A 25652-nucleotide genomic window follows, 5' to 3' on the forward strand; every position below is an offset into this window, starting at 1 on the left:
CCACAAATGAAAATCACCAACCTCGACACCGTCGTTGTCGACTTCTACCGGACGAACCTGATCTTCGTTCGGCTCAGCACCGACGAGGGACTCACTGGCATCGCCGAGGCAACCCTCGAAGGCCAGGAACATGCGGTCCGCGGCGCCGTCGCCGTGCTCGCCGACGCGGTCCGCGGCAAGGACCCAACCCGGATTTCGCAAACCATCTATGAACTGAACCGCGATGCCTACTGGCGCGGCGGGCCGGTCTCAATGACAGCGCTCAGCGCCCTCGAAATGGCAATGTGGGACGTCTCCGCCCGCGCACTTGGCGTCCCTGTCCACCGCATGCTGGGTGGACAGGTCCGCGACAGAGTCCGCGCTTACGCCAACGGCTGGTTCTCCGGAGCCAAAACGGCTGAGGACTTCGCCGAGGCAGCCGTCCAGACGGTCGCCCAAGGCTTCCGCGGACTCAAGTGGGATCCATTCGAAGCCGCGGACCTCACCCTCGAGCCGCGGGACCTGCGGCGCATGCTCGAGCCCGTCGCCGCTGTCCGCGAGGCAGTGGGCGACGACGTCGAGCTGTTCATCGAAGGACACGGCCGGTTCGATGTACCGACAGCGATCCGGGTCGCACGCGAAATCGAGCAGTTCCAGCCGGTGTTCTTCGAAGAACCATGCCCGCCGGACGGGATCGACGCGCTCCTTGAGATACGCTCCAAATCTCCTGTACCGATCGCTGCCGGGGAACGTTGGTTCGGACGGAACACCTTTGTCCCTGCCCTCGCGCGGAATGCCGTGGACTACATACAGCCGGACGTCACGCACGCCGGCGGCCTGCTGGAACTGTCCTTCATCTCCACGCTCGCCGCGGCCCATTACATTCCGTTTGCACCGCATAACCCAAGCGGACCGCTCAGTACCGCGGCGACGTTGCAGCTCGGCGCGATGCTGCCCAATTTCCGCTATCTGGAAATCATGGCCTCGGACGTACCCTGGCGAACCGAGATCTCCAACGAGCGCCTCCAGCTGACGGAGGAGGGTGACATCCTCATTCCTGAAGGCATCGGTCTGGGCATCGAACTCGACTTCGAAGCGATCGCCGAACACCCCTACACGCCACACCCGATGCGGATCTTCCATGATGCCGTCGCAGACATCCGCCCCCCGGACGCCCGCTCCTACTTCAACCTCGAGCGCACCCCGGCCATTTGAAGCAAAGGGGGAGTGCAGGGGTCGGCCGGTGCAGCGCCCGCCCCTGCCCCGGGTGGCTCGTGCCAGCAGAATCTACGCCGAAGACGTCGCCAATCAGTGGATCAGTTCGCCGGTAGCTGGCCCAGCCCGCGCCGACGGAGCCAAAGCTCTGGAGCAGCGTCGGAGCACCGCAGCCATATTCAGGACGGATGCACGGAAGCACCCCAAGACAAGGGACCCGTCAGCCTCACAAACAACAGTGAGTCAGGGGCCCGGAAGGAACAAGCGATGGTTACATCACGCGAAGAGACAGAAAACCAGATCATTGCCGCTCACAACGCTTATGAGCTGACCAGCGAAGACCAGCCACAAATGCGAGCTCGCTGGCTGGAAGGTATTGCCTCTGCTTTGGAAACCCACGCTGACGAGTTGGTCGCACTCGGGCATCAGGAGACACGTCTGGGAGAGGTCCCCGCTGCCTATGACTCCTTTCCGCCCTCGCAATTGCCCGAACCGCTCCGGGACGACAACCCCTGGGGGATTCGACGTCGGGTCGACGGGGCCTGGGAAGCAGCCACTAAAGATAGGGACAACGCATGATCAGCATGAAAATACAGCAAATTCTTCCGGCCGACCCGGCGAAGGCGATCCTCATCGGCCGCATATGGGATCCGGTCTCCCAGGGCCCCAGAGTGGTCTCTGTCCGGGGTGAGGACGTTTTCGATCTGAGCCCCGGGGTCCGCACTGTTGCAGAACTCATGGAATACGAGAACCCCCTGGAAGTGGTTCTTCAAAGAACTGACGCTCCGCGTTGGGACCTCGCGGAGATCGTGGAAGCTTCGCAGGGGACGGACCGTAACCGGCCCCACCTGCTGGCGCCCATCGACCTTCAGGTGGTCAAGGCCTGCGGGGTGACGTTCGTTGAGAGCATGATCGAGCGGGTCATCGAAGAGCGGTGCGGCGGTGATTTCACCCGTGCCGCAGAAGTCCGCAAGGCTGTCGCCGACGTCCTCGGCGGCAGCTTGGACTCCGTCCGCCCCGGGTCGGAGCAGGCGCGGGAGGCCAAGAGAATACTGTCCGCCCAGGGCATGTGGTCACAGTACCTTGAGGTCGGTCTTGGTCCCGACCCGGAGGTATTCACCAAAGCCCCGGTCCTATCCTCGGTGGGATATGGTTCCGGCGTTGGTATTCCCAGCTTTTCCTCATGGAATAACCCCGAGCCCGAGCTTGTGCTCATTCTCAACTCCGCCGGGGATCCCCTGGGTGCCACGCTGGGGAACGACGTGAATCTCCGGGACGTGGAGGGACGCAGCGCGCTGTTGCTCGGGATGGCCAAGGACAACAATGCATCCTGTGCGATTGGTCCGCTGATCCGGCTCTTCCACAAGGACTTCACACTGGAGTCCCTCCGGACCGAAGAAATCACCCTCACGGTCGAAGGTACGGACGGCTACCGGATGGAGGGTCGCAACAGCGTCGCCCGCATCAGCCGCTCCTTCGAAGAGCTCATCAAGGCAGCGCACGGCAGCCACCACCAATACCCCGACGGGTTCGCCCTCTTCACAGGAACGCTGTTCGCCCCCACCCAGGACCGCGACACGGAAGGCCTCGGCTTCACGCACAAGAACGGCGACATCGTCACCATCAGCAGCCCCCAGCTCGGAACGCTCATCAACCAAACCCAGAGCACCGAGGAAACGGAGCCTTGGACGTTCGGAATCACTGCCTTGTTCAGATACCTCGCCCAGACAGGAACCGGTGGCGCGCCATCGATCACCGGGAGCCCGGTATCCGCGGCGCCCGGCAAATCGGCGGGCATGAAAATCGGATTCCGGAACTAAAGGTGCTAAGTACGCGCCCGGCCCGCTGGTGACCCCCACGGTACAAATCCGCGATTGCGGACGTTGTCGGTCCGCGGCCGCCCACACTAAGGACAAGAAGAGATTGATGGACTATTTTCACCTGGCTTACCCATTCCTCGGTGCTGTTAACATCGAAGCCCGTAGCGCGTTGCCTTGTGCCCCTGTGATCGAGGCAAAAGGCGCCAAATGGAAACGCAGAGAAGTCGATCACCTTCGTGGCCGACTCGCGAATTTGCTCCATCGTGCCGCCTGGGTCCTGGAGCCGGGCATGCATGACGGCACGCGGGCTCCAGAACCCGTTGCCCGCAGCCGGCCAGTTCCAACCGGCGCTGCATAATCGGAACCGGACGGCTCGCTGCAATTGTCGTCGGCGATCTGGCCAGGGTCGTTCATGCTAATGGCCGATGCGTAGAGCGGCGTGACACCATTCGGATTTGGCAGGACAAATCCGGTAAATCTGATTTTTCCGGTGCTACTATGTCATCGCTGGGGTATCTGAGTAACGAAAAGCGGCGCTGATTGAATTACGGAGGGGTCTCCATTTTGCCTCCATGGTTTGAAGCTCTATCTTCATCGCGCCGCTTGCACTACTTGAGCATGACCTTGCGGGACACTGGACAGGAGTGGCGCACGCCCATGTGCTGAGACTGTTGTCCCGTTCCTTCAGCACCGGGAGGCAATTGATGAGCATGAAGCGAAGTCCCACCATTTTCTGTGCGGTTGCGGCGGTTGTGAGCTTATGTCTTTGGACAACAGGATGCACAAATGGGTCTGGACCTGCCCCTGAGTCCTCGACTAGTTTGTCCGGGCCGCCCACCACGCAAACGCCTGTCCCAAGCGAGAAAACCGCTGCCCCCAGCCTGAGTCCATCCCCGAGCCCGAGTCCAAGCACGGAGGCCGTTCCCAGCAGCTGGCCGGACGTTGTTGCCCAGACGCAGTCGGGTGTCGGGCAGTTCAGCGTGACGAGGTGTGAGAACAGCTTCACGGGCACGGGGTTCCTTGTTGGTCCTGATCTGGTTGTCACCGCTGCGCACATGGTGCGGGACGCGTCCGCGATAAGCATTTCGTTTGGTCGAACAACGGTAAATGCCACAACACTGGGCACAAACGAACTCGCTGATTTGGCGCTCGTAAGAACCGAAACCCCAGTTCAAGGTCATCAGTTTCAGTTCAGAACAACTGAACCGCCAATTGGAACGGATGTCGCTGCCCTCGGATTTCCCTTAGGTCGGCCTTTCACTTTCACCCGGGGGACAGTAAGCGCTCTGAACGCGGAACAGAGAATTGGTAGCCGAGTTCTTAGCAATCTGATTCAAACCGATACGGCTATCAACCATGGAAACAGCGGTGGACCCCTTATTACCCAGGATGGTCAGGTTTCTGGCGTTATCGTGACCATTGAATTCGACGAAAATGTCCGGGCCGAAGGCATCGCCTACGCGGTGACTGCGCCACGGGCTGCTGCCGCCGTTCAGGAATGGCAGAAACGATCGGTGCCGGTAACGCTCAAAGACTGTGGCAACGCCCCGGCACCGGGTTCAGGATCTTTCCCGCTAACCGTCTTGTCCAGCCACGATCAAGCACGCAACATCGGGCAGAGCCTCCTGCTGCATGGCCAAGGCATCAACCAAGGGGCCTACGCCGCCGCCTTCAAGCAATTCACTCCCGAACTCCAGGCAACTTTCGGTGACTCAGTTGCATGGAGCGCTGAGCTTGGATCCTCGTACTGGCAAAAGGTCGAAATCGTAGACGTTACAGGCAGCGGCGATGCCCTCTCCGCTGATGTGAACCTACAAACACGCCAAGATGCAGCGCACGGCAGAAACGGCCAAACCTGTTCGAACTGGAAGCTCCGCTATGCAATGCATTGGGACGGCAGCGCCTGGCTCATAGCCGGCACGTCATTACCCTTCGGTGAACCCACGGCCTGCTGATAATTAGTTGTCCTGCGCGGTTGACGACACTGTCGCTGACCACGTCAGCGGCTGGCGCCTTGCCGCAGAACTGCCGGAACCAGCCCCTGAACGGTGCGGCCCCTGTGATCGACGGCAACAATACGCGCAGCGCGTCTCAGAGTGTCTTTGGATCGGAAGACTTCCTTGAGTGCCCAGAGCATAGGGATGCACACCGGCTAACGCTCGGGTGTGGACACTCCTGCACAAAATGAGCGGTCCAGGACCAAAGAGTGCACACTCTGGAACACTTGCCCGCTTCCTTGCACGACCTTCAACCGTAGGATTTTGAAAGCGACCGGGCAGCTTGCCTTCCAAGGGATATAGGCCGTGACATCAAACTGCCTATGAGCACTACCAGAACAGGAACGACCCCATGATCACCGGCAACTCCACCACTACCCATCACGTCACGGCCGACCAGCCCCAGTTGGTCGCCGAACGCCTTGACGCTGCGGAGAAATCGGCTCAGGAGCGAGCTCGGAGGGAGGGACGTCACGGAATTCTTGTGACGCGTTATGGGCCGACCTCGTTCGCAGTAACTCTGAGCACAGACGTTCCCTACGGCATCACTCTGGAACGCGATCTCTCTCCCAGGACCGATCCTGTGCCGGCAAAAACGATGTGCGGCCAGACCGATCCCGGGCATTCCCTGCCGCGATACGGCGTGCGGTAGGCAGACATCTAGCGATGCTTACCTAATGCCGAATCGAGCACGGAAGAAGACTCGCATGCCACCAGACTCGATACATCAACGCGGTGCCCCACGGCTGTTGCGGCAGCATAACGCGCTCTTGGAATCATCACTTTCTCGGCGCCCGGAGTTCACATCTCCGGCGTGGACTGACAACGGCCAACCTTTGACAACCCCTGACGGTCGACGGTTGCTGGCCGTTCTGTCCCTCGAGTTGGTATCGGTGTTGTCATTACTCCTTTCTCTGCTATCTGGTCTTGAGCCGTGGAGCGGCCTCGAGGTCCCCACCAGAGTGTCGGCCCTCGCCTCGACCCTGCTCCTTCCGGCCGTCCTTCATGCCGCTTGGCGCCTTATTCGGCAACAGCGTCGCGACCGGTTGGAGGCGTCAATTACAGCCAGCCTCATGGATACACTACGGAGCACGCCCCGTGAATGGCTGTGGGCCGTAGGAGCAGACGGGAGGTTCACCTTCTCAAGCCCGGCGAGTCGGGAATTACTTGGTTTTGAGCCCTCCGAGTTGGTGGGACGCCCGTGCAGTCTCGTCATCGACCTCGCTGACCTCAAGACCGCGCGGAAACCAGACGCACGCGCGGGCCGGGAAGGACTTTTGCTTTCGGCCCGCCACCGCGGCGGTCGGAGCCTCAGCGTAGAGGTCTTCTGCCGGCGCCGATTCGACGGCGAGGGTCGACGATCAGGATTCGAGGGAGTCGCGCGACCGCTGGAAGCCTTCAGGGCAGAGAGCCCTGCAGAGCTGGAAATCACGACTCGCCTCGATCGCCTGTTCGCCACTCGGACACTGATCACGGCGTTTCAGCCCATCTGCCATTTGGGAACCGGCGAGGTTGTCGGTGCAGAAGCGCTCACTCGCTTCGTCAGCGCTCCCTTCAGGTCGCCCGATCAGTGGTTCATCGAAGCGGATTCAATCGGACGAGGCCCCGAACTCGAATTCCTTGCCCTGGAAACGGCGATGCAGGCCGCAACGGATCTTCCCGACCACATCTATGTAGCCGTCAATCTCTCCCCGTCGGCATGCCTCTACCCGAGGCTGAGTGATATCGTGACGAATTCCGGTCTGGACCCCACGCGCATCGTCGTAGAGCTGACCGAGCGCTCAGCCGTGGCTGACTATGCACGTCTCGCGGCAGCACTGGCCCCACTCAGAAGCGCTGGCGTACGCATAGCTATCGACGACGTCGGAGCCGGGTTCTCATCCATGCGCCACATCCTTAGGCTCAGCCCGGAACTCATCAAACTTGACCGGACCATCGTTGCGGGCGTCGACTGTGACCCCAACCAGAGAGCCCTGTGCACGGCTATGGTCAGCTTCGCGTCACAGATCGGGGCAAGCCTTGTCGCCGAGGGAATCCAAACCAATGCAGAATTAACCGCCGTTACCGAGATGGGCGTGAACACCGGGCAAGGCTACTTACTGGGTAGACCATCCCTGCTTTCATCGGATTGGTCCCGTTGGAGTCAGCGGAACCGGTCTTCAGTGAATGGTGATACGGATGGTCTTGACACCTAAGAGCCAATCCGCCGGAGCCGGCCGGGCTCCCATCAATGGCAGCGGATACATCGTCCTTCGACGCGGCCCCGCCTCGTCGTCGTAGCGTCCGGCCTCGGACCACAAATAGCCCTCGCGGCTCCGCACGGATCCATGGAAGCACTTTCGCTGGGTAGGAGAATCACCCGGGAGACCCTCCGGGTCAAAGAAACGAAGGAGCAGACCCGCGTCGTACCCTTCTCTGTGGGGCACATTTGGGCCGGGCCCCGAAGTTCATGACAGCGGCGGCAGCTTCGAAGCGGACGAGTCGTGTGGGACCCATCAGATATCCGATTCACAGCACGGTCAATTTTCTTAGTTCGGCGGCTCGAGTCTGCAAGAGTTCCGGGTTCTGCTGCGCGTCCCCAAGCGAGAGCCCTGTTAGTTCCCTGACGGCACGCCGCATGGCTTGCAGGCTCTTGAACCCGCTGGCACCCGCTATGTCCGTCAGAGAGCGTTTCCAGGAGGTTGCTTCGGCGAGGAGCTCAAGGGCTTCCAAGGTCCGCAGGGCGCGGATGTGCCCGCTGACCTGGAGCCCTTCGTCTTCGAAGAGGTAGTAAAGGGCACGGCGTGAAAGAAATGAGTAAGCCACGACCTCGTCAACTGTGAGGGCAGGGTTTCTGAAGTTCCGGTGCACGAATTTCTTGATCGCTGCGATGCGGGCCAGTTTTATATCGCCGGGATCGGCCGTGGTTTCGAGCAAGGAGCTGACCAGGGCCGTCATCATCGACCGGACGACCGGTTGGAGACGTGGCATCTCCTGGGCTATGACCGACCGCTGCCAGCCGGACAAGGCTGGAAGAATCATCCCACGCATAATGGGGTTTTCTCTGATGTCGGCCAATCCCTGCAGCCGTTTGACGGATCTGCCGTCCAAGCCGAGCAGGCCCCGGTCGAAATGGAACCGCACAGCGCTTAAGCCGGCGGGCGCATGGAAGTTTCCCGGCAAAGAAAGATCAAAGAACCTGACTGTTCCGGGAGCGACAGCCTCGGAACGTCCTGAGAAGCTGAACTTGTCACATGAAGTCCTGAAATACACGAGCCAGTCGCTGGGATTCGTGTCCCCGTTCCAGTAGCAACTGGCGGGCTCATTCGTGACATCAACAAGACTGAAGCCCGGACTCTCAAGGCTCAGGGCGGTTGGATTGAAGCCAGATCGCACTGACTTTTCGGTTTTTTCCAACCGAACGGGAGCGTCAATCGCGCTGGCGTACCAGCTCCGCCAATGTTCGAATTTTTCTTCCGGGTTCAGCCCGGCCGGAACACTATAGCGTCTGATCTGATCGTGCTGTGGCCTGTCCGGATCGCCGGCGACGTGGTTGTCGCGAGATGTTTCTTCCATGGGCTTGGGACCTTCCAGCTGAACCGAGATTCAATGCGCCCAGTATGCAGCGGCAAGAGCGATCGTGTTGTATGGGTTGTCGATCGCCTGTAGATCCTACCCGCGGCCGGTCAGCTGGCGAGCCGTTGACGGTCGATCGACTTCAACGGTGCCGGCCAATAGTTCCGCTGTCCGCTGAGGTTGGGTGGCGCTGACAGCAAGCGGTCCACTGATTCCACCGCCAGTCCGGCGTCCAGGGCTCGAAGTGCAATCCCGGTAGCGGGAGACCCGGTCGTTGAACTCGCCAACACCAGATTCTCCGTCACAGCAGGGACGCCGCTTGCGTATATTGCCTCCCTAAGGCCGGCCAGCAAAAAGTCGGCGGCACCGGGCCACCGGGTTCTGACTGTGATGAACTCGGGTTGAAGGAGGTGAATGCTCCCTAACAGGGTGTCACCTATGTCCCGACCTGCCTGTCGCAGAGCACTGACTGCTGCCGCATCGCTCCGCCGGACAGCATCGCTGATCGCGTCTGGTTCGTCTGCAAGGTCCGACGACAGACCGGCAATTATTGCCTCTTCCCCTGCGATGGCCTGCAGGCAATTCATGATGCCGCAAGCACAGGGCAACGTCGACGTGCCCTTCCCCGGCGTGTGCCCGAACGCCTCTTTGGAGGTCCTGAAACCCCCCATCGTCCTTCCGTGGACGAGCACGGCACAGCCAATGGTCTTTCCCACGTCCAGGAAGAGCATGTTTTGCGGCCGGGGGGTTCGCGACAGGGCCTCCGCGGTTGCCATGGCCCCCAGCGCGGAGTCGACGACGACCGGGCGGCCAGCAAAATATTCAGGCCAGTCCAGATCCGGCGCACCTTCATCGAGAACAACCCCCGTTGCTACAAGCTGGCCGGAAATGTCGTCCATGGAATTCAGGAGCGAATACGCTGAAGCCAGGCAGGAATCCAAGATAGCGGCAGACCCGCCACGGACGGTTTCCACCGGCTTCGCAGCAGATAACGGCTGTCCGGAAAGGTCGAATGCCTGCACCTTTGCCTCTCTGGCACCCAGCAGGACGCTCATAACCGCTCCGCTGTTTGGCATGAGGCGAAACTGAGCGGATGGCCGGCCACCCGTCGAGGGCGCCTCGTTGGCGGGACCAATGAGTCCCCGCGACGCCAAGGTTCTCATCCTGTCTGTCGTTGCGGCCCGCGAAAGGCCTGTCAGTGCTGAAAGCCGGGCCCGGGTCAACGGTGACGTGCCACGAAAATGCTGGAAGACCTCTCCCGCCGAAACGGTCATAACTTCAGTCCTTGCTGCTGAAGGCGGCGTCGAAGGAGGTCTGGGAGGCGGGGAAGTCGAACTTCTTCAGGGCGGCGAGGGCTTCGGGGGCGCCGTGGAGGCGGTCCATGCCGGCGTCTTCCCATTCGATGGAGATGGGACCGTCATAGCCGATCGCGGTGAGGGCGCGGAAGGACGATTCCCAGGGGACGTCTCCGCGTCCGGCGGAGACGAAGTCCCAGCCGCGGCGGGGGTCGCCCCAGGACAGGTGGGAGCCGAGGACGGTGTTCCGGCCGGTGGGGCGGAGCTTGGTGTCCTTGCAGTCCACGTGGTAGATCCGGTCCTTGAAGTCCCAGATGAAGGAGACGGGGTCGATGCCCTGCCACATGAAGTGGGAGGGGTCCCAGTTCAGGCCGAACGCTTCGCGGTGGCCGATCGCTTCGAGGGTGCGCACGGTGGTCCAGTAGTCGTAGGCGATTTCGGAGGGGTGGACTTCGTGGGCGAAGCGGACGCCGCATTCGTCGAAGACGTCCAGGATGGGGTTCCAGCGGTCCGCGAAGTCCTGGTACCCGGCCTGGATGACCTTCTCCGGAACCGGCGGGAACATCGCCACGTACTGCCAGATGGAGGAGCCGGTGAAGCCGACGACGGTGTCCACGCCGAGGGCTTTGGCGAGCCGGGCGGTGTGTTTCATTTCTTCGGCGGCGCGGGTGCGGACGCCTTCGGGGTCGCCGTCGCCCCAGACCTTGGATCCGACGATCGCTTCGTGGCGGAAGTCGATGGGGTCATCGCAGACGGCCTGGCCCTTGAGGTGGTTGGAGATGGCCCAGACCTTCAGCTTGTACTTTTCCAGGACGGCGAGCTTGGACTGGACGTAGCCGGGTTCGTCCCAGCGCCAGGCGTCGAGGTGGTCTCCGGACACGGCGATTTCGAGGCCGTCGTAGCCCCAGCCGGAGGCAAGGCGGGCGACTTCCTCGAAGGGGAGGTCGGCCCACTGGCCGGTGAAGAGGGTGTACGGGCGGGCCATGTCAGTCCTTCAGGTGAGTTGGAATGTTAGGTGAGAGGCGTTAGCGGAGTTACGGCGAGAGGAACAGCCAACAGCGGTTCCGCTCCTGTCAAGAATTCCTTTACATGGACTTCTTTGTTGTGAGCTTCGAGATCCTCGCTATCAGCCCAGCCTTCGAAGAGGATGAAGGTGCCGGGCCGCTGCCCGTCCGAGAATACGGTGTACTCCAGGCATCCTGGGTCGTTTCGGCTTAGCGTCTGGAGAGAGTGAAGGGCGTTTCGAAGTTCGGCTTCGTGCCCTGCTTTGGCGACGAAGACCGGCATTAGCCAGACTCCTGCCGTCTCTTGGCGGTCCGGGAGGGGATTGAGCATCAGTCTTCCTTAGTGATGGTCGGTGAGTTTGGGAGGGACGGTTCTTGGCCGTCCCTCCCAAGAGGATCAATCGGTGATCAGTGGAACCTGGACCCATGACTCTTTTTGAGCGGATTCGACGATGGCGTCGTCGATGAGCGCGGTCTGGTAGCCGTCGGCGAAATTGGGGCTTACTGATCCGCCTTCTGCGATGGCCTTGAAGAAGTCGTACGCTTCGATGATCTTCGTTTCCCCATAACCGATGCCTAGAGCTGGAATGGGCCAGAGGCCTTCTCCGTATGGGTGAGCCGGCCCCGTGTACACGGTCCGGAATCCCCGGCGGTCGGCCTGGTCCGAAGCGAAGCACACTTGCAGCTCGTCGCGTCGTTCGTAGTTGAAGACGATGCTGCCTTCCGTTCCATGGATTTCGAAGGTGATGTAGTTGTTCCTCCCATGCGCGTTACGTGTCGCCTCGACGGATCCCACGGCTCCATTTGCGAAGCGGATCATCGTCATGACTTCGTCGTCGACGTCAACCTGGCCACGCGGGCCTTCACCGCCGCGAACGGTGCCAAGTGCATCGGCACCGCCTGTTTGGAGGGGGCGCTCCGGGATCCAGGTCGACAGGACGGCATTGACGGCGCTGAACTCTCCGACAAGATACCTGGCCATGTCAATGACGTGTGTTGCGATGTCGCCAAGGGCGCCGGAACCGGCGACCGACTTCTGGAAACGCCAGGACAAGGGGGAGTTGGGGTCGGCGCTCCAGTCCTGCAGGTAGGTTCCGCGGAAGCTGAGGATGCGGCCTATGGATCCTTCCTCAATGTACTTCTTCGCCAGCGCGACTGCGGGGGTCCGCCGGTAGTTGAATGCGACCATGTGGACGATATTGGCGTCTTTGACCGCATCGTACATAGCCTTGGCTTCTTCGCCTGTGCGTGCAAGCGGCTTTTCGCAGATGATGTGCTTGCCTGCTTCGGCGGCGGCTATGGCGATTTCGGCGTGGAGGTGGTTGGGCGTGGCGATGTCTACGACGTCGATGTCCGGATCGTCGATGATGCTGCGCCAGTCCGAAGTGGAGTTCTCGAAGCCGAAGCGGCGGGCCGCTTCGGCAGCCAGTTCCGTGTTGGCTTCAGCGATGACTTTGCGGACCGGGAGCGCCGGTGCTGGCCAAAAGAACATGGGCATGGCGGCGTAAGCGAGGGAGTGGGCCTTGCCCATGAAGCCGCCTCCGATGAGGCCGACGTTGAGGTTTTGCATCTGGATCTTGTTCCTTCCGGAAGAAAGCGGGAGGTGCCGATTGTGGCTTTCCCTTGCGGTCAAAGTGGTGGATGGTTAGAGGAGCTTCTCGAGGTACTTCATACTCAGTTCGGCAGCTTCCCGGGGGTCCCCGTCGTAGTTGTCGAGTTCGACCATGAGCCAGCTGTCGTATCCGCTCTCTCGGATTGCGGCGAGGATGTCCGGGAAGTCGAGTTCGCCCTGGCCCAGGGGGAGGAAAGTAAACGGGTCTTGCCGGAAGTCCTTGAGGTGGACATGTCGGATTCTGTCGGGGTACTTCCGGATGACCGCGGCCGGGTCCGCTCCGCCGGCCGCGAGATGGGCGGTGTCCGGGCAGAAGCCGATTCGGGTCAGCGGCATCAGCTTGTCCAGCTCGTCCGGGCTTTCGACGATCGTGGTCAGGTGCGGGTGGTAGCTTGCTGACAGCCCGAAACTTTCCGCGATGTCCGTCACGCTGTCCAGCGCCCGGCCGAGGCGGTGGTAGTCCTCCTCTGTGGTACCTGCTGCGCGCCGTGCTCCACCTCCGACTACCAGTCGGTCAGCTCCGAAGTTCGCGGCTAGTTCGGCAGAGCGGTGGATTCTGTGCAGTTCATCGGGAAGGATGTCGGCATAGATGAAATTGGCGCCGGTATACACGCTAGTCAGGGAGACCCCGGAGCTGTTCAGGAGCTCTTTAAGCACCTCGGGCTTGTCTGCGTATTCCGCAAGGTTGCCGTCGAACATCTCGACGCCTTCGTATCCGACAGATGCGATGTCGTGGATGGCGTCCTTCATGGATCCGTGGGTTAGGTAGAAGAGGTCTTTGACGCTTGTCACGCCTCCGGGATGGCCGACAACGCCGCCCCAAGTGATGGAACAGTAACCAAGTTTCATTGCTTTTGCCTTTCAACTTCCGAAGGAAGGTTGGAAATATTAGAGGGGGATGTTGGCCCGGGGACGTTGACCCACACCTGCCGGGCGGCGGAGGTAACCAGTGCCTCAGTGAGGCGGGCTGCCCGGAGTCCGTCCCGAAAAGTGGGCAGCCCTTCGGGTTCTTGACCCTGGACGGCCGCATATGCGTCCGCGACAAAGGCATTGAAGCTGTCCTGGTATCCCTGCGGATGACCCGGAGGGAGCCTGTTGTAGCGGCGTCCGCCAGAGGTGGTGAGGGTTTGCGGTCCGACGGCGATTTGGGAACTGGAGTCCGTGCGGCCGATGTGAAGTGTGTCCGGCCGCTCCTGGTTGAAGCTGAATGACGCTTCGGTCCCGTCGAACGAGAACCACAGGCGGTTTTTTCGGCCCGGGCTCACCTGGCTGACTACCAGGGAGCCTGTGGCTCCGTGGTCGGTCTCGAATAGGAGCGCGGCCCCGTCCTCGGTAGCCACGGAGGACCACTGTCCTCCGGTTTCGCGTTGGTCGTAAGCCCGGCTGGTCTTGGCCACTAGTCTGGTGATTCTGTGCCCTGTGGTGAATTCCATCAGGTCGCACCAGTGCACGCCGATGTCACCGAATGCCCTGGAGGCTCCTCCGAGCGTCGAATCGACCCGCCAGTTTGTGGCGTCTGCGCCGGCCAGCCAATCCTGAAGGTACGAGCCGTGGAGCAGCCAAAGCTGGCCGGCGTCACCGCGGAGGATACGATCGCGTGCTTCGCGAACGGCCGGATAGAACCGGTAGACGAAGGGCACAGCCGTGACGACGCTTGCCCTGTCCGCGAGGTCGGTCAGTTCGAGGGCGTCCTCAACACTGGTCGCGAGGGGCTTCTCACAAACCACGGCTTTCCCGGCTGCGATGGCCTTGCGTGCGAGGTCGGCGTGAGTGGTGTTGGGGGTGCAGATGTGTACGACATCCACGTCGTCTCTTGCGATCAGCGCCTCGGGGGACTCTGCCGCGGTTCGGGCGCCGAGTCCGGCTGCGGCTGCCTCAGCGGCAGCCGGACTGCGCCCGGCGACTGCACTGACTTCGCCCCCCGCTGCGCGCACTGCGTGCGCGTGGACGGAGCCCATGAATCCTGTACCGATAATTCCGGCTCGTAGTTTTAAGGTCACGGGTGCTATTTCTTCCGGGCGAGGGCGACGGCCAGGATGATGATGGCGCCGCGGACCACCTGTTGCTGGCTGCTGTCGAGGCCGGCCAGGATCAGTCCGTTGTTGATCAAGCCAATCAGGAGGGCGCCGAAGAGCGTTCCCATGATGGAGCCAAATCCGCCGAACAGGCTTGTCCCGCCGAGGATGACGGCGGCGATGGCGGAGAGTTCATCGCCCGATCCCCACTGGAAGCGGCCGGACTGGAGGCGGCCGGCGTACAGCATGCCGGCAACGCTCGCGACCATGCCGGAGATGAGGAGCACCTGGAATTTGATTCGTTTGGTGTTGATGCCCGTGAATTCCGCGGCGTTGCGGTTACCGCCGGTAGCTAGGACCTGTCGGCCGAACTTGGTGCGGTTCAGTACGACGGCGCCGATGGCAACGAAGATGGCGCTCCAGACAACCAGGCCCGGTACGGGGCCGAAGTCACCGGATCCGAACAGCATGTTGAAGGTGTCATTCAGGATCGGCTGGGGGGCTGAGGCCGTGATCCACTGGGCGACTCCGACGGCGATACCCAGCATGCCGAGCGTCACGAGGAAGGAGGGGATGCCAAGGAGACTGACCAGTGCGCCATTTATTGACCCGACCACGAGGCCGACGGCAAGGCCGGCGAGGATTCCGGGGATCAGGCCCCACTGGGACAACGCCATGGCCGTGCAGACGCTGGACAACCCGGCCACCGATCCGACGCTTAGGTCGATTTCTGCACAAGAGATGACGTATGTCATACCTACGGCGATGACGGTGATTGTGGCAGTTTGCCGGAAAATGTTCAGCAGGTTGTTTGGCGACAGGAAGCCCTGATCGCGGAGCAGAATGGCGAAGAAGAGGAAGACGACGACAAAGCCGATGTAGATGACGTAACGTCGCCAGTCGAGTTCTTTCAGGATGGTGCCGAAATTGCGTGGTGCCGCGGTGTCCCGGGGCGCGATGGTGTTTGCCTTGCTCACTGTTCAGACTCCCTGGACTGCAAGTTGGAGATATTCCTCGTCAGCGATCTCGCTGCGGGGGATGTCGCGGATAATGGAGCCGTCCTTTAGGACGAGGACGCGGTCGCTGACCGCGAGTAGTTCGGGGTACTCGGAAGAGATGACGATGACGGCTTTGCCGGCGCTTGCCAACTCGCGGATCATGTCCAAAATTTCGCTTTTGGTGCCGATGTCAACGCCGGCCGTTGGCTCGTCCAGAATCAGGATGTCCGGATCAGTGCCCAGCCACTTGGCGATGACCACTTTCTGCTGGTTGCCGCCCGAGAGCAGCCGCACCGGTCGGTGGGGGTGAGCGACTTTTACTGCGAACCTCTTGATCAGCGAAGAGGACAACTCCTTGCCCCTGGCACCGTCAAGAAAGGGTCCTCGCTGGATCTGGCCAAGCAGCGGCAGCAGCAGGTTGTCTTGGACTGAGTGCTCCAAGACGAGACCTTGGGCCCTGCGGTCCTCCGGGATGAGGGCGACACCCGCAGTGATGGCCTGCTGCGGCGAGGTCAGATTGATTCGCTCCCCCCGGATGAAGATCTCACCGCTGTCCCGCCGGTCGATGCCGAAGAGTGCGCGGGCCAGTTCTGTGCGACCGCTACCCATAAGACCGGCCAGGCCCAGAATCTCACCGGGTCGAAGCGAGAAGGAGATGTCCCTTACCCGCGGCCCGGCGTTCAGCCCCCGGACCTCCAGCAGCGGGGCGCTGTCATGAGCCACCTGGTCCCGCTCGCGGTAGGCAAGTTGGCCCTCGATCTTCTTGCCGACGATGCCTTCCACGATCTGTTCGGGTGTCACGCCGGTCAGCGGCTCGGTGAGGAGTCGACGACCGTCGCGCAGGATGGTGATCCGGTCGGCCAGACGGTATACCTCGTCCATGCGGTGGGAGATGTAGATGATTGAGATGCCGCGCTGTTTGAGACGGTCGATCAGTTCGAAGAGCGCTTCGGACTCGTGCCGGGCAAGGCTGGCGGTGGGTTCGTCCATGATGAGCACCTGGGCGTTTTGCGAGAGTGCCTTGGCGATCTCGGTCAACTGCCAGTAGGCCGTGCCGAGCCGGGAGACTTCGGCACGGGGGTCGACCTTTACCTCCATCTCGGCGAAGATTTCCTTGGCCCGCCGCTCCGAGGCGCGGTCGTCGATGAGTCCGCCTGCCCCGAGCGGCTCAGCAGCAAGGAAGATGTTCTGAGCGACAGTCAGGCTCGGGACGAGGCTGAATTCCTGGAAAACCATCCCGATGCCGGCGGACTTCGCGTCCTGGATCGAGTTGATGGCGACCGGTTTGCCTCCAATGAGGATCTCGCCGGCGTCTGCCTGATAGACGCCTTGGAGGATTTTCATAAGGGTGGACTTCCCGGCCCCGTTGCCTCCTGCGAGGGCGTGGACCTCGCCCTTCCGGACGTCGAAGCTGACATCCTTCAGGACTGAAACCCCGTTGAAGCCCTTGGAAATCGAGCGCATCTCGACGACATTGTCTGCGGTGTTCATTGTTGCCCTTTCGGGACAGTGGGGGAGGGTGGGTGCCCCGCCCTCGGGTCTGGCTACTTTTTGTAGGACTCTTGAATGTCCTTGGGAGCGTCCTCGTGGTAAACCTGCTTCCAGGCTTCGAGGACGTTGGAATGGTCAACGGGGAGTGCACTCAGCGCCACATATGCCGGCGCTTTTTTCCCGATGAGCGCTCCTGCGGCCAGCCGGGCCTCCGTAACGCCCTGGTCGAACGGAACCTGGGCCCCGAGGCCGACGATGAGTTGGTCTTTGGCCAAGGCGATGGCGACGTTCTTGCCAAGGTCCTCAGTGGCGATCTTCAAATCCTGTCGGCCTGCAGCACGGGCTGCTGCCATGACACCTTCTGCGGGGACGTCCCAGACCGCCCAGATGCCCGACAGGTCGGCGTATTTGCTCAGCATGGCGTTCGCAGCGGCCTGGGCGTCTCCTGCGAAGTCCGGCCCGGCGATGCCCTTTTCCTCGACGATCTTGATGTCGGGGTACTCCTTGGTGATCGTTTCCTTGAATCCCTGATAGCGCTGCTTGGTCACGAAGAAGTCGGCTTGGTGGAAGACGAGTCCGATCTTTCCCTTGCCACCGATGGCCTTGGCCATTTGGTGGGCGGAAACGACGCCGTTGCCGTAATTGTCGGCGGAGACGACAGAGACGTAGTCCTTGCCGGCAGTCAGCCCTTGGGGAATGTTGTCCATGAAGACGAGCTTGGTTCCGGCGGCCGCGACTTTCTTGTAGGCGGAGGCCGTTGCCACGGGGTCCGTGGGGATGGAGACGATGACGTCCGGGTTCTGCGTCATGACAGTCTCGATGTCCGAAACCTGCTTGTCCGGCTTGAAGTTCGCATCGGTTGTGGCGATGACCTTGATACCGAGCTTTTCGAATTCGCTCTTAAGCCCGTTGGTTTGGGCGGTTGCCCAGTCGTTGCCGCCGTAGTGCATCACGATTGCGGCCTTGGCGTTGAGTGCCTTGACCTTCTCGATCTCGGCGGGAGTCAGATCCGCAACGGATGACGGGGAGGGCGTCTCGCCGTTGGGGCCCTTGCTCAGGACCTGTCCCTTGATCTTGTCAAGGGCCTGCTGGGCTTTCTCGGACACCCCTGCATCGGGAGCGTTTGAGGTGCCCGTTGTCGAACTGCTGCAGGAAGCGACGGAAAGGGACAGGGCTGCGGCCAAGGCCACAATGGGAAGCCTGCGGATCATCATTGTTCTCCAGTGCTTGTGAGTGTATGGATAGGTGGGATGGTGGTGTTGGGTCAGGCCAGGGCTATGGCGAGGGCAGGGGGAACCGGCGAGAGGACGAGCCCGCCGGCGGCGGCGGCCGTGCGGATGGCAGCGGCCTTGTCTGACGACGTCAGGACCGCCTCTGCCTGCGCTTTGTCGACGAAGAGGCCCAGGGAACACGGTCCGTGATGGGATTGAACCCACCGGACCGCTTCGCCTGCCGCTTTGGTCATTTCAGCGCCGGCTGTCTCGGTGACCGAGCCGTCAATGGTTGACAGTGACGTCGGCGCGCCTGATTGGTCGACGGAGACCACCAGGCTCGCCCAAAGGAGGTTGTCATCGAAGATGCCGACGACGCCCGAGGAGCCTGCGGAGACGAAGGTGCGGACAGCGGCTGCGAGATCATCACGTGCTGCGTCCGTCAGGAGCATTTCCAAATTGGCCCACTGGGCGGGGTCAATATTTCGAATGCCAACGCTGGGATCGAGTAGAAGTGCATCGTCGATGGTGTTGCTCATACCGTTCCCTCTTCGTTGAAGTCTGTCTCCGTGAACGTTTACGACGCTACCGTGAACGTTTACGCTCCAAATCGTAAACGTTTACGGAGGTGTGTGTCAACCATCACGCCTTTAGCCGGTTTGAGTTTCGGGAAGCCTGCGGCGACGTAAGATTAAGACGCACGGAACGACCGCGGACTCGGCCCGGCCGGTGCAGGACAGGAGGGCACGTGAGAGGAACAGCGATCCCCCGCGAGGCGAATGAGCGGCTTCCGGACACTTCCTTGCGGCGGAAGCCGACTATCAACGATGTGGCGCAAATCGCCGGTGTCTCATTCGGGACTGTTTCGCGAGTCCTGAACAACGCGCCGGACGTCAGTGCTTCAACTCGCGAGCGAGTTCTGCAGATCGTTAAAGACATCGGGTACCGGCGGAATCGGGCCGCGACCGCGCTGGTCACCAGCCGGTCAACGTCCATCGGCATACTCTCGGACGGCTCGCCACGATTCGGCCCTGTCGGGACGCTCATGGCCCTTGAGAACATTGCGCGTAAGAAGGGCTACGCCACAACCGTCATCAGTGTCGAAAAACCCTATGAAGAGTCTGTGCAAGCCGCCCTCGACACCCTGGACGATACCGGCGTCGGGGGGATCATAGTCATCGCACCTCTCGTCGACATGGCAGCAGCTGTCTGGAACGCCTCATGCCGTGTACCGGTGGAGATGATTGCGGCCGGAGCATCATCAACTCCAAACGTCTTCACATACTCAGAAAACCAGGAGCTCGGAGCGAGGCTGGCCACCCAGCACCTCATAGACCTGGGCCACACCGACATCGCCCACTTCGCCGGCTCCATGGACTGGTTCGACGGACGCGTACGCAAGCGCGGCTGGGAGGCCGCGCTCCGTGATGCCGGACTTGCACCAGGACTGTGCATCGAGGGCGACTGGAGCCCCAAATGGGCCTACGAGACCGGCCTCCAGCTCGTCCGGGAGGGAAGGATCCCTCAGGCGATCTTCGCAGCCAGCGACCATACCGCCCTTGGGCTTATTCGCGCTCTCGCCGAAAACCGCATCCGCGTCCCGGACGACGTCAGTGTCGTCGGATTCGACGACATCGAAGGGTCAGACTTCTTCCTGCCGCCCCTGACCACCGTGCGCCAGGACTTTACCGCGCTGGCACTTATGAGCACGGAGGTGCTCCTCGGCGCCATGGAGGGCCGGGACGTCGACCGTACGCCAATCACGCCGACGCTTGTAGTGCGCAACAGTGCCACTCGTGCCACCCGCAAAGCACCTCACCAAAACACACCTGAAACGCCTCCAAACAAAACGTGAGCGGCAGCATGCATCCGGTTAGTCCCGTCTGACGACCGTTCGCGTTGTCGGAGTATGTGCTGCGTCCTTCGGTCGTATGGTTGATGAAATGCCTCGCACAGCAAGAGAACGCATTGATGGCGGCCGGAATTCTTCCACCGTATACGGTTCGCTTCTGGACAAGATATCTGCGCTGGCGGGGGTGTGAGCTGTAGGAGAACGTGTCGTCGTTCCACGCAGTCCACGGGCGTGCGTTTCTTGGTATCCATCCCCGTCGTGGTGCGATTCTGGTCAGCACTGTCCTGACTAGGGAAGTCGAATAGGCACGGATTCACAGAGCCGAGCCTGCATCGGCCTACTGGTGGCACAATGAATTCACCCTGAAGGACCCCTCAGGGATCGACGCCTAACGGCTTGCCTGGATCCGCGAAAGATACGCCCACACGGCCTGAGGCGGCCACGTTCCCCATGTCGCTCGGGTTGCTGCCGGAGCGAGCCTCGCCTCCCGTATCCGGGCGCAACCCCTCCTTCCGGCAGCTCCCCTAGAGGGCTTGAATTAGCGGTAACTTAACAATGCTACGGCTAAATTGAATACCAGACAATGAGTAAAATCCCTTTGCTAGCGCTTATCTCGATCCCTAGCCAGCGAGATTCGAAGTCCTTAACATATTTCTTGAAAGCTCTTGATAGTGCGCTAACTCACGGTGTAACTTAGCTCACGAAGCCCCAAACTGGGGCACTCACGAACACAAGGAAGTGTTGTTCATGCAAAGAACCAAAACTGGAACCCGTCGGAGCAGTAGGCTGGCCGCGGCGGCCCTTTGCGCTTCAATCCTGACTGTCGCAACGCTCGGACTCGCTGGCTGCAAGAGTGGGGCGGCCGCCGCCGCCGATGAGGAGGCGAAGGCAACAGGCAAGGGACTGGTCATCGGCTGGAGCCAGCGAGGCATCAGCGGCAGTGACTGGTGGAAGACCCTTGTCGAGGGCGGTCAGGCCGAGGCAAGCAAGGTCGGGGCGCGACTCGAGTTGCTTGATGCTAATGGTGACACCGTGCGGCAGAACGCTGACGTGCAGACCCTCATCACCAAGGGCGTGGACGTCGTCGTCATGAACCCGAACGACCCGATCGGCGTCGGCCCCTCAGTTCAAGCGCTTAAGGATGCAGGCATACCTGTCGTCACCGTCAACTCAAGTCTGGATAAGTCGCTGGTCCCAGACATGTTCTGCTACGTTGCGGAGGACCAGGAACATACCGGTTCACTCGCCGGGGAAGTCGCTGCCCAGAAGGCGCTCGAGAAGTACGGCGACAGCGGCCAGATCAAGCTTGTCGGTATCGGAGGCTTCCCGGGTGACGTGCTGAGCGACCTGCGGTTTGACGGCTTTATGGCTGGCTGGAACCGCGTGATGGAAAAGCACCCGGGCGTCACCACGGTGAAGCTCGAAACGAAGTACGGGGAGTGGAAGCCGGACAAGGCGCTCGCCCCGATCCGGGACGTTGCCACCGCCAACCCGGACCTCAAGGTCATTTACAGCATGAGCGACGTCATGCACGGCGGCATTGTCCAGGGGCTTCAGCAGGCCGGGCTCTGGGGCGACGGGATCATCATGGCCAGCTACGACGGCGGCATGGGAGCCATTAAGGAAATGGTGGACGACCCCAAGGGTCCGTTGCAGGCCGACGCGTCCAACCAGCCGTGGGACCAGGGAGTTGCCGCCGTGCGGATGGCACTTGCCGCCTTCAATGGCGACCAGTCCCAGTGCCCGGACAAGACGAACTACATCGACACGACGGTGATCACGCCCGTCGAGGCGCCAGAGTACTACGTCCCCTCGGACACCTACGTCCGCGCAAAAAACTGAGCTCCCTGACCGGCGCCGCCCCGCGGCCGGCCGATCCATCCAGAGCCCTATATAAGGAGCATGATGCTCGCCCATAACCCGGTCTCGCCTTCCACCGCAGCGGCGGAGACGGCACGAGACACCCACGACGGCGCTTCGGAGCTGCGGCTCGATGGCGTCACCAAGTCCTATCCTGGCGTCCAGGCGCTGAAGGGAGTCAGCTTCAGCGTCGCCCGTGGATCCATTCATGCACTTGCCGGGCAGAACGGCGCAGGCAAGTCGACACTCGTCAAGATTCTCTCCGGAGCGGAGTCCCCGGACAGCGGAAGCATACGCCTTGGCGGCGAGTTTCAGCGCTTCCGTGATCCGATGGACGCCCAGCGCGCCGGGATCCACACCATTTACCAGGAACTATCGCTCGTGCCGTCCCTTTCGGTGGCGGAGAATATCTTCCTTGGCCAGCTGCCTCGACGGGCGGGGGCCTCCGTCGACTGGCAGCGCATGCAGGCCGAAGCCCGGACCGCGCTGGACCGCGTAGGTTTCCATCTCGATGTCCGCCGCCCCGTGGGAAGTTACTCCACAGCGGAACAACAGGCCGTGGAGTTGGCCAAGGCCCTGCACAAGGACGCCCGGGTCCTGCTCCTGGATGAACCCACCTCCACCTTGCCCTTGCCCGATGTCGAGCGGCTGTTCACCGTCCTCCGCTCCCTTTCGGAACAAGGCGTGACGCTGCTATACATTTCGCACCGCATGGATGAGCTGTTTTCGCTCTGTGACGCCGTCACCGTGCTGCGCGATGGCGTGAACGCCGCCGACCTGAAAACGGCAAGTTCCAAGCCCGCCGACGTCGTCACGGCAATGGTCGGAAAGAGCCTTGAAGGCTCCATTGCCGATGCGGCCCTCCGCGGGGAACGCTCGCCCAGCCTGGGGGCCGGTCCCCGGGAGAATGTCATTCTCTCTGCCCGCGACCTCTCCGAGCAGGGGCATGTGGACAGGGTGTCGTTCGAGCTGCGTGAAGGCGAAGTGCTCGGCATCTCCGGGCTCATCGGCAGCGGCCAGTCAGAACTGGCCGGCCTCATCGCCGGTGCGAGAAGGCGGACTTCCGGCGAGATCCGCGTCGATGGGAAAGCGGTGGACTTCCGTGCCCCCCGCGACGCGATCCGCCGGGGGATCGGACTGCTGCCGCAGGACCGCAAGGCAGCGGGCTTCATCCCGGACATGGGTGTTGCAGGCAACATCACGCTCGCCAGCCTGCCGCAATTCAGCAGGCTGAGCGTGATCCAGTCCCGGCGGGAGCGCAGTGTGGCCGGGGAGATGGTGGCCCGGCTCGGCATGAAGGTATCCGGGGTGCACCAACCGCTCAAAACGCTGAGCGGGGGAACCCAGCAGAAGGCCATCCTGGCCCGCTGGCTTGTCCGCCAGTCGCGCATCCTCGTGTGCGACGAACCAACCCGCGGCGTGGACGTCGGGGCGAAGGAGGACATGTACGAGCTCATCCGCGAGTTCGCCCAGGCGGGAGGAACCGTCGTGGTGGCGAGCTCGGAGATTACGGAGGCGATGATGTGCGATCGCGTCCTCGTGATGGCGCGCGGCAAAGTCGTCGCCGAACTCGATCACGACGACATCGACCCCTCCGGCAACGCCATTCTCGAGCGCTTCGCCTGACGGCCCCCCTCAATCAGTTTCTATTCAGGAGTACAACCATGTCCCGGACCTTGTCGTCCCTGCCGCCAAAGAGCGGCGCGCCCTCCCCATCGCCCTCAGCAAGTATCAGCTCCCGACTGCGGGGCAGCGCCCTCCGCGCCCTGCCAAAGAGCTACCTTATCCTCGTGCTTCTCGCGATCATCGCGGTGGGCTACTACGTCTCCGACGACTTCTTGACGTTCCGCAATGCCGAGAACGTGATCACGGCCGCCTCGATCGTCGTCGTGCTGGCGATCGGCCAATATTTTGTCATCCTGACGGGCGGAATTGACCTCTCCGTAGGCTCGATCCTCGCCATGTCCACGGTAATCACGGCACTGACCTTGCAGGCCGGGATGCCCGCTGGCGCGTCCGTTGTGTTCGTGCTTGCCTGCTGCGCTGCAGCCGGACTGATCAACGGCATCCTCGTCGTTTGGTTGAACATCCCCCCGTTCATCGCCACGCTCGCCATGATGAGCGCCGTCAAGGGCTTCAGCTACATCATCCAGTCAACAAGCCTGATCGAGATCCGCGACCAGTGGATCATTGAGACCTTCTCCCGCGGCAGCTTCCTCGGGATCCGCCACCCCGTCCTGATCTTCATTATCGTGGCCGTGGCCGCGGCGCTCGTGGCCAAATACACTACGTTCGGCCGCTCGCTCTACGCTATTGGCGGCAACCCTGAAGCCTCGCGGCTTTCGGGCCTGCCGGTCGCACGGAACCTGATCATCACCTACACCATCTCCGGGGTGCTCGCCGGCCTGGCAGGCCTCATCGCCGCCTCCCAGCTGAGGCAGGGAAGCTCGCTCATCGGTGTAGGTTACGAGCTCGACGCCATCGCGGCCGTCGTCGTGGGCGGCGCCTCCCTCATGGGCGGAAAGGGTGATCCCCTGAACGCAGTGATCGGCGTGTTCATCCTGACCACCATCATCAACATTATGAACCTCGTCGGGATCTCCTCCGAGCCGCAGCTGGTCATCAAGGGCGCGGTCATCATCCTCGCCGTCTTCCTCTCCAGCGCAGGCGGCGTCCAGAGGATCTCCGGATTCTTCTCGAAACATTTCCCGCGCACCCGCGCCGTCTGACCGCCTACCCCCGTCTTCCCATTCAGCTCCAGAAAGCAGGAACCATGTCCATTCGCCCCTTTGGCCGCACCAGCCTGACCGTCTCCGATATCTGTGTCGGTACCAGTGCGCTCGGCAGCTTTCCCGCCCAATACGGTTACGAGGTCGATGAAGACACCGCCGTCGCTACTATTCAGCGTGTCTTCGACGGGCCCTTTACCTTCATTGATACGTCGAATGAGTACGGCGGGGGTGCAAGTGAAGAGCGGATTGGCCGGGCGATCGCCGAGCGCGGCGGCATCCCCGAGGGTTACGTCGTCGCCACGAAGGTCGACCCGCTTCCCGGCAGCGCCGACTTCTCCGGGGACCGTGTCCGCCGTTCAATCGAGGAGAGCCTCGAACGCCTCGGCCTCGATAAACTCCAGCTCGTCTACCTGCACGACCCCGAGAAGATCTCCTTCGAGGAGGGGGTGGCCAAGGGCGGACCGCTGGAAGCCCTCATCGATCTCCGGGACCAGGGTGTTATCCAGCACCTGGGCGTAGCCGGGGGCCCGATCGACCTGGAGCTGCAGTACCTGGCCACGGACGCATTCGACGCCGTCATCAGTCACAACCGCTACACCCTCGTTGAACAGACCGCCGAGCCGCTCCTGGAAGACGCGGCCCGCCGCGGAGTCGCCTTCGTCAACGCCGCCCCGTTCGGCGGCGGGATGCTCGTCAAGGGACCGAGGGCCGTCCCGCGGTACTGCTACGCGCCCGTGGACCAGACGACGATCGACAGGGTCCTGCGCATGGAAGAACTGTGCGGGCAGCACGGCGTCCCGCTGGCAGCAGCTGCCCTGCAATTCTCGGTCCGTGATGAGCGCGTGGCGTCGACCATCGTCGGAATGTCCCAGCCGGGCCGGGTCGAGGAGACCCTCGGCCTGCTCAACCACGACATCCCCCAGGAACTCTGGGACCAGCTCCTGCCCCTTGCACGCGAGGGACGCAACGGCATCGAAGCCGTGACGGTCTAACTACCGGGGCGGGTAGCAGGAATT

General features: G+C 61.9%; 22 protein-coding genes. 11 read left to right on the forward strand and 11 right to left on the reverse strand.

All coding sequences use genetic code 11. The features are described from left to right. Positions 1–6 precede the first annotated feature (6 nt). From JOE41_RS20265 to JOE41_RS20290, 6 genes are all read left to right on the forward strand, one after another. Positions 7–1194: a mandelate racemase/muconate lactonizing enzyme family protein gene (locus JOE41_RS20265; protein ID WP_209753404.1), complete on the forward strand. Its 1188-nt coding sequence runs from the start codon at positions 7–9 to the stop codon at positions 1192–1194. 267 nt (positions 1195–1461) lie between these two features. After that, positions 1462–1773: a hypothetical protein gene (locus JOE41_RS20270; protein WP_209753405.1), complete on the forward strand. Its 312-nt coding sequence runs from the start codon at positions 1462–1464 to the stop codon at positions 1771–1773. Next, positions 1770–3014: a fumarylacetoacetate hydrolase family protein gene (locus JOE41_RS20275; RefSeq protein WP_011691751.1), complete on the forward strand. Its 1245-nt coding sequence runs from the start codon at positions 1770–1772 to the stop codon at positions 3012–3014. The genes JOE41_RS20270 and JOE41_RS20275 overlap by 4 nt, the downstream gene beginning before the upstream one ends. Before the next feature lie 710 nt (positions 3015–3724). Continuing rightward, a complete protein-coding gene (locus JOE41_RS20280; protein ID WP_245201321.1) occupies positions 3725–4969 on the forward strand; it encodes a S1C family serine protease in 1245 nt (414 codons plus the stop codon). Positions 4970–5363: 394 nt separating this feature from the next. Further along, the gene (locus JOE41_RS20285; protein WP_209753407.1) at positions 5364–5663 is read left to right on the forward strand and encodes a hypothetical protein; all 300 of its coding nucleotides are present in this window, start codon (positions 5364–5366) and stop codon (positions 5661–5663) included. A gap of 421 nt (positions 5664–6084) precedes the next feature. Beyond that, complete coding sequence (locus JOE41_RS20290) at positions 6085–7206, forward strand: EAL domain-containing protein (RefSeq protein WP_198011551.1); 1122 nt, start codon at positions 6085–6087, stop codon at positions 7204–7206. A 313-nt stretch (positions 7207–7519) separates the two neighbouring features. Here JOE41_RS20290 and JOE41_RS20295 read toward each other — a convergent pair whose 3' ends face one another. The 11 genes from JOE41_RS20295 to JOE41_RS20345 all read right to left on the reverse strand — a co-directional run bounded on the left by JOE41_RS20295 (position 7520) and on the right by JOE41_RS20345 (position 18731). After that, positions 7520–8566: an AraC family transcriptional regulator gene (locus JOE41_RS20295; RefSeq protein ID WP_209753408.1), complete on the reverse strand. Its 1047-nt coding sequence runs from the start codon at positions 8564–8566 to the stop codon at positions 7520–7522. 110 nt (positions 8567–8676) lie between these two features. Beyond that, positions 8677–9621 carry an ROK family protein gene (locus tag JOE41_RS20300; RefSeq protein WP_209753409.1) on the reverse strand — a complete coding sequence of 315 codons (945 nt, stop codon included), beginning with the start codon at positions 9619–9621 and terminating at the stop codon, positions 8677–8679. A 223-nt stretch (positions 9622–9844) separates the two neighbouring features. Continuing rightward, on the reverse strand, positions 9845–10846 hold the full coding sequence (locus JOE41_RS20305; RefSeq protein WP_209753410.1) for a sugar phosphate isomerase/epimerase: 1002 nt from the start codon (positions 10844–10846) through the stop codon (positions 9845–9847). A gap of 26 nt (positions 10847–10872) precedes the next feature. Next, positions 10873–11196, reverse strand: coding sequence for a putative quinol monooxygenase (locus JOE41_RS20310; RefSeq protein ID WP_209753411.1), 324 nt, complete (start codon positions 11194–11196; stop codon positions 10873–10875). A gap of 66 nt (positions 11197–11262) precedes the next feature. Next, positions 11263–12435 (reverse strand): Gfo/Idh/MocA family protein, encoded by a 1173-nt coding sequence (locus JOE41_RS20315; RefSeq protein ID WP_011691759.1) that lies wholly within the window; start codon positions 12433–12435, stop codon positions 11263–11265. A 75-nt stretch (positions 12436–12510) separates the two neighbouring features. Beyond that, on the reverse strand, positions 12511–13326 hold the full coding sequence (locus tag JOE41_RS20320; RefSeq protein ID WP_209753412.1) for a sugar phosphate isomerase/epimerase: 816 nt from the start codon (positions 13324–13326) through the stop codon (positions 12511–12513). After that, positions 13323–14477: a Gfo/Idh/MocA family protein gene (locus JOE41_RS20325; protein WP_209753413.1), complete on the reverse strand. Its 1155-nt coding sequence runs from the start codon at positions 14475–14477 to the stop codon at positions 13323–13325. Before JOE41_RS20325 ends, JOE41_RS20320 begins: the two co-directional genes overlap by 4 nt. A 5-nt stretch (positions 14478–14482) precedes the next feature. Continuing rightward, positions 14483–15469 (reverse strand): ABC transporter permease, encoded by a 987-nt coding sequence (locus JOE41_RS20330; RefSeq protein WP_011691762.1) that lies wholly within the window; start codon positions 15467–15469, stop codon positions 14483–14485. Between the two features lie 3 nt (positions 15470–15472). Beyond that, on the reverse strand, positions 15473–16981 hold the full coding sequence (locus tag JOE41_RS20335; RefSeq protein ID WP_011691763.1) for a sugar ABC transporter ATP-binding protein: 1509 nt from the start codon (positions 16979–16981) through the stop codon (positions 15473–15475). A gap of 53 nt (positions 16982–17034) precedes the next feature. Then, positions 17035–18195 carry a substrate-binding domain-containing protein gene (locus JOE41_RS20340; RefSeq protein WP_209753414.1) on the reverse strand — a complete coding sequence of 387 codons (1161 nt, stop codon included), beginning with the start codon at positions 18193–18195 and terminating at the stop codon, positions 17035–17037. 50 nt (positions 18196–18245) lie between these two features. Continuing rightward, positions 18246–18731, reverse strand: a complete 486-nt coding sequence (locus tag JOE41_RS20345; protein ID WP_209753415.1) for a hypothetical protein — start codon at positions 18729–18731, stop codon at positions 18246–18248. A gap of 209 nt (positions 18732–18940) precedes the next feature. On the opposite strand from JOE41_RS20345, the gene JOE41_RS20350 reads away from it, so the two are divergent. The 5 genes from JOE41_RS20350 to JOE41_RS20370 all read left to right on the forward strand — a co-directional run bounded on the left by JOE41_RS20350 (position 18941) and on the right by JOE41_RS20370 (position 25628). After that, positions 18941–20047: a LacI family DNA-binding transcriptional regulator gene (locus JOE41_RS20350; RefSeq protein WP_209753416.1), complete on the forward strand. Its 1107-nt coding sequence runs from the start codon at positions 18941–18943 to the stop codon at positions 20045–20047. Positions 20048–20791: 744 nt separating this feature from the next. Further along, positions 20792–21886, forward strand: coding sequence for a substrate-binding domain-containing protein (locus JOE41_RS20355; RefSeq protein ID WP_209753417.1), 1095 nt, complete (start codon positions 20792–20794; stop codon positions 21884–21886). Between the two features lie 60 nt (positions 21887–21946). Then, entirely contained in the window at positions 21947–23530 is a 1584-nt protein-coding gene (locus JOE41_RS20360) for a sugar ABC transporter ATP-binding protein (protein ID WP_232223616.1), read from the forward strand. Between the two features lie 38 nt (positions 23531–23568). Further along, positions 23569–24633, forward strand: coding sequence for an ABC transporter permease (locus JOE41_RS20365; protein WP_209745405.1), 1065 nt, complete (start codon positions 23569–23571; stop codon positions 24631–24633). Between the two features lie 44 nt (positions 24634–24677). Then, a complete protein-coding gene (locus tag JOE41_RS20370) occupies positions 24678–25628 on the forward strand; it encodes an aldo/keto reductase (RefSeq protein ID WP_209753418.1) in 951 nt (316 codons plus the stop codon). Positions 25629–25652: the final 24 nt, after the last annotated feature.

It is taken from the genome of Arthrobacter sp. PvP103, assembly GCF_017833075.1.
Taxonomy (GTDB): Bacteria; Actinomycetota; Actinomycetes; order Actinomycetales; family Micrococcaceae; genus Arthrobacter.

Excerpts from the sequence above, each read along its gene's own strand:
- JOE41_RS20265 (WP_209753404.1), top strand. The coding sequence starts at position 7 with ATGAAAATCACCAACCTCGACACCGTCGTTGTCGACTTCTACCGGACG.
- JOE41_RS20270 (WP_209753405.1), top strand. The coding sequence starts at position 1,462 with ATGGTTACATCACGCGAAGAGACAGAAAACCAGATCATTGCCGCTCAC.
- JOE41_RS20275 (WP_011691751.1), top strand. The coding sequence starts at position 1,770 with ATGATCAGCATGAAAATACAGCAAATTCTTCCGGCCGACCCGGCGAAG.
- JOE41_RS20280 (WP_245201321.1), top strand. The coding sequence starts at position 3,725 with ATGAAGCGAAGTCCCACCATTTTCTGTGCGGTTGCGGCGGTTGTGAGC.
- JOE41_RS20285 (WP_209753407.1), top strand. The coding sequence starts at position 5,364 with ATGATCACCGGCAACTCCACCACTACCCATCACGTCACGGCCGACCAG.
- JOE41_RS20290 (WP_198011551.1), top strand. The coding sequence starts at position 6,085 with ATGGATACACTACGGAGCACGCCCCGTGAATGGCTGTGGGCCGTAGGA.
- JOE41_RS20295 (WP_209753408.1), bottom strand. The coding sequence starts at position 8,566 with ATGGAAGAAACATCTCGCGACAACCACGTCGCCGGCGATCCGGACAGG.
- JOE41_RS20300 (WP_209753409.1), bottom strand. The coding sequence starts at position 9,621 with ATGAGCGTCCTGCTGGGTGCCAGAGAGGCAAAGGTGCAGGCATTCGAC.
- JOE41_RS20305 (WP_209753410.1), bottom strand. The coding sequence starts at position 10,846 with ATGGCCCGCCCGTACACCCTCTTCACCGGCCAGTGGGCCGACCTCCCC.
- JOE41_RS20310 (WP_209753411.1), bottom strand. The coding sequence starts at position 11,196 with ATGCTCAATCCCCTCCCGGACCGCCAAGAGACGGCAGGAGTCTGGCTA.
- JOE41_RS20315 (WP_011691759.1), bottom strand. The coding sequence starts at position 12,435 with ATGCAAAACCTCAACGTCGGCCTCATCGGAGGCGGCTTCATGGGCAAG.
- JOE41_RS20320 (WP_209753412.1), bottom strand. The coding sequence starts at position 13,326 with ATGAAACTTGGTTACTGTTCCATCACTTGGGGCGGCGTTGTCGGCCAT.
- JOE41_RS20335 (WP_011691763.1), bottom strand. The coding sequence starts at position 16,981 with ATGAACACCGCAGACAATGTCGTCGAGATGCGCTCGATTTCCAAGGGC.
- JOE41_RS20340 (WP_209753414.1), bottom strand. The coding sequence starts at position 18,195 with ATGATGATCCGCAGGCTTCCCATTGTGGCCTTGGCCGCAGCCCTGTCC.
- JOE41_RS20345 (WP_209753415.1), bottom strand. The coding sequence starts at position 18,731 with ATGAGCAACACCATCGACGATGCACTTCTACTCGATCCCAGCGTTGGC.
- JOE41_RS20355 (WP_209753417.1), top strand. The coding sequence starts at position 20,792 with ATGCAAAGAACCAAAACTGGAACCCGTCGGAGCAGTAGGCTGGCCGCG.
- JOE41_RS20360 (WP_232223616.1), top strand. The coding sequence starts at position 21,947 with ATGATGCTCGCCCATAACCCGGTCTCGCCTTCCACCGCAGCGGCGGAG.
- JOE41_RS20365 (WP_209745405.1), top strand. The coding sequence starts at position 23,569 with ATGTCCCGGACCTTGTCGTCCCTGCCGCCAAAGAGCGGCGCGCCCTCC.
- JOE41_RS20370 (WP_209753418.1), top strand. The coding sequence starts at position 24,678 with ATGTCCATTCGCCCCTTTGGCCGCACCAGCCTGACCGTCTCCGATATC.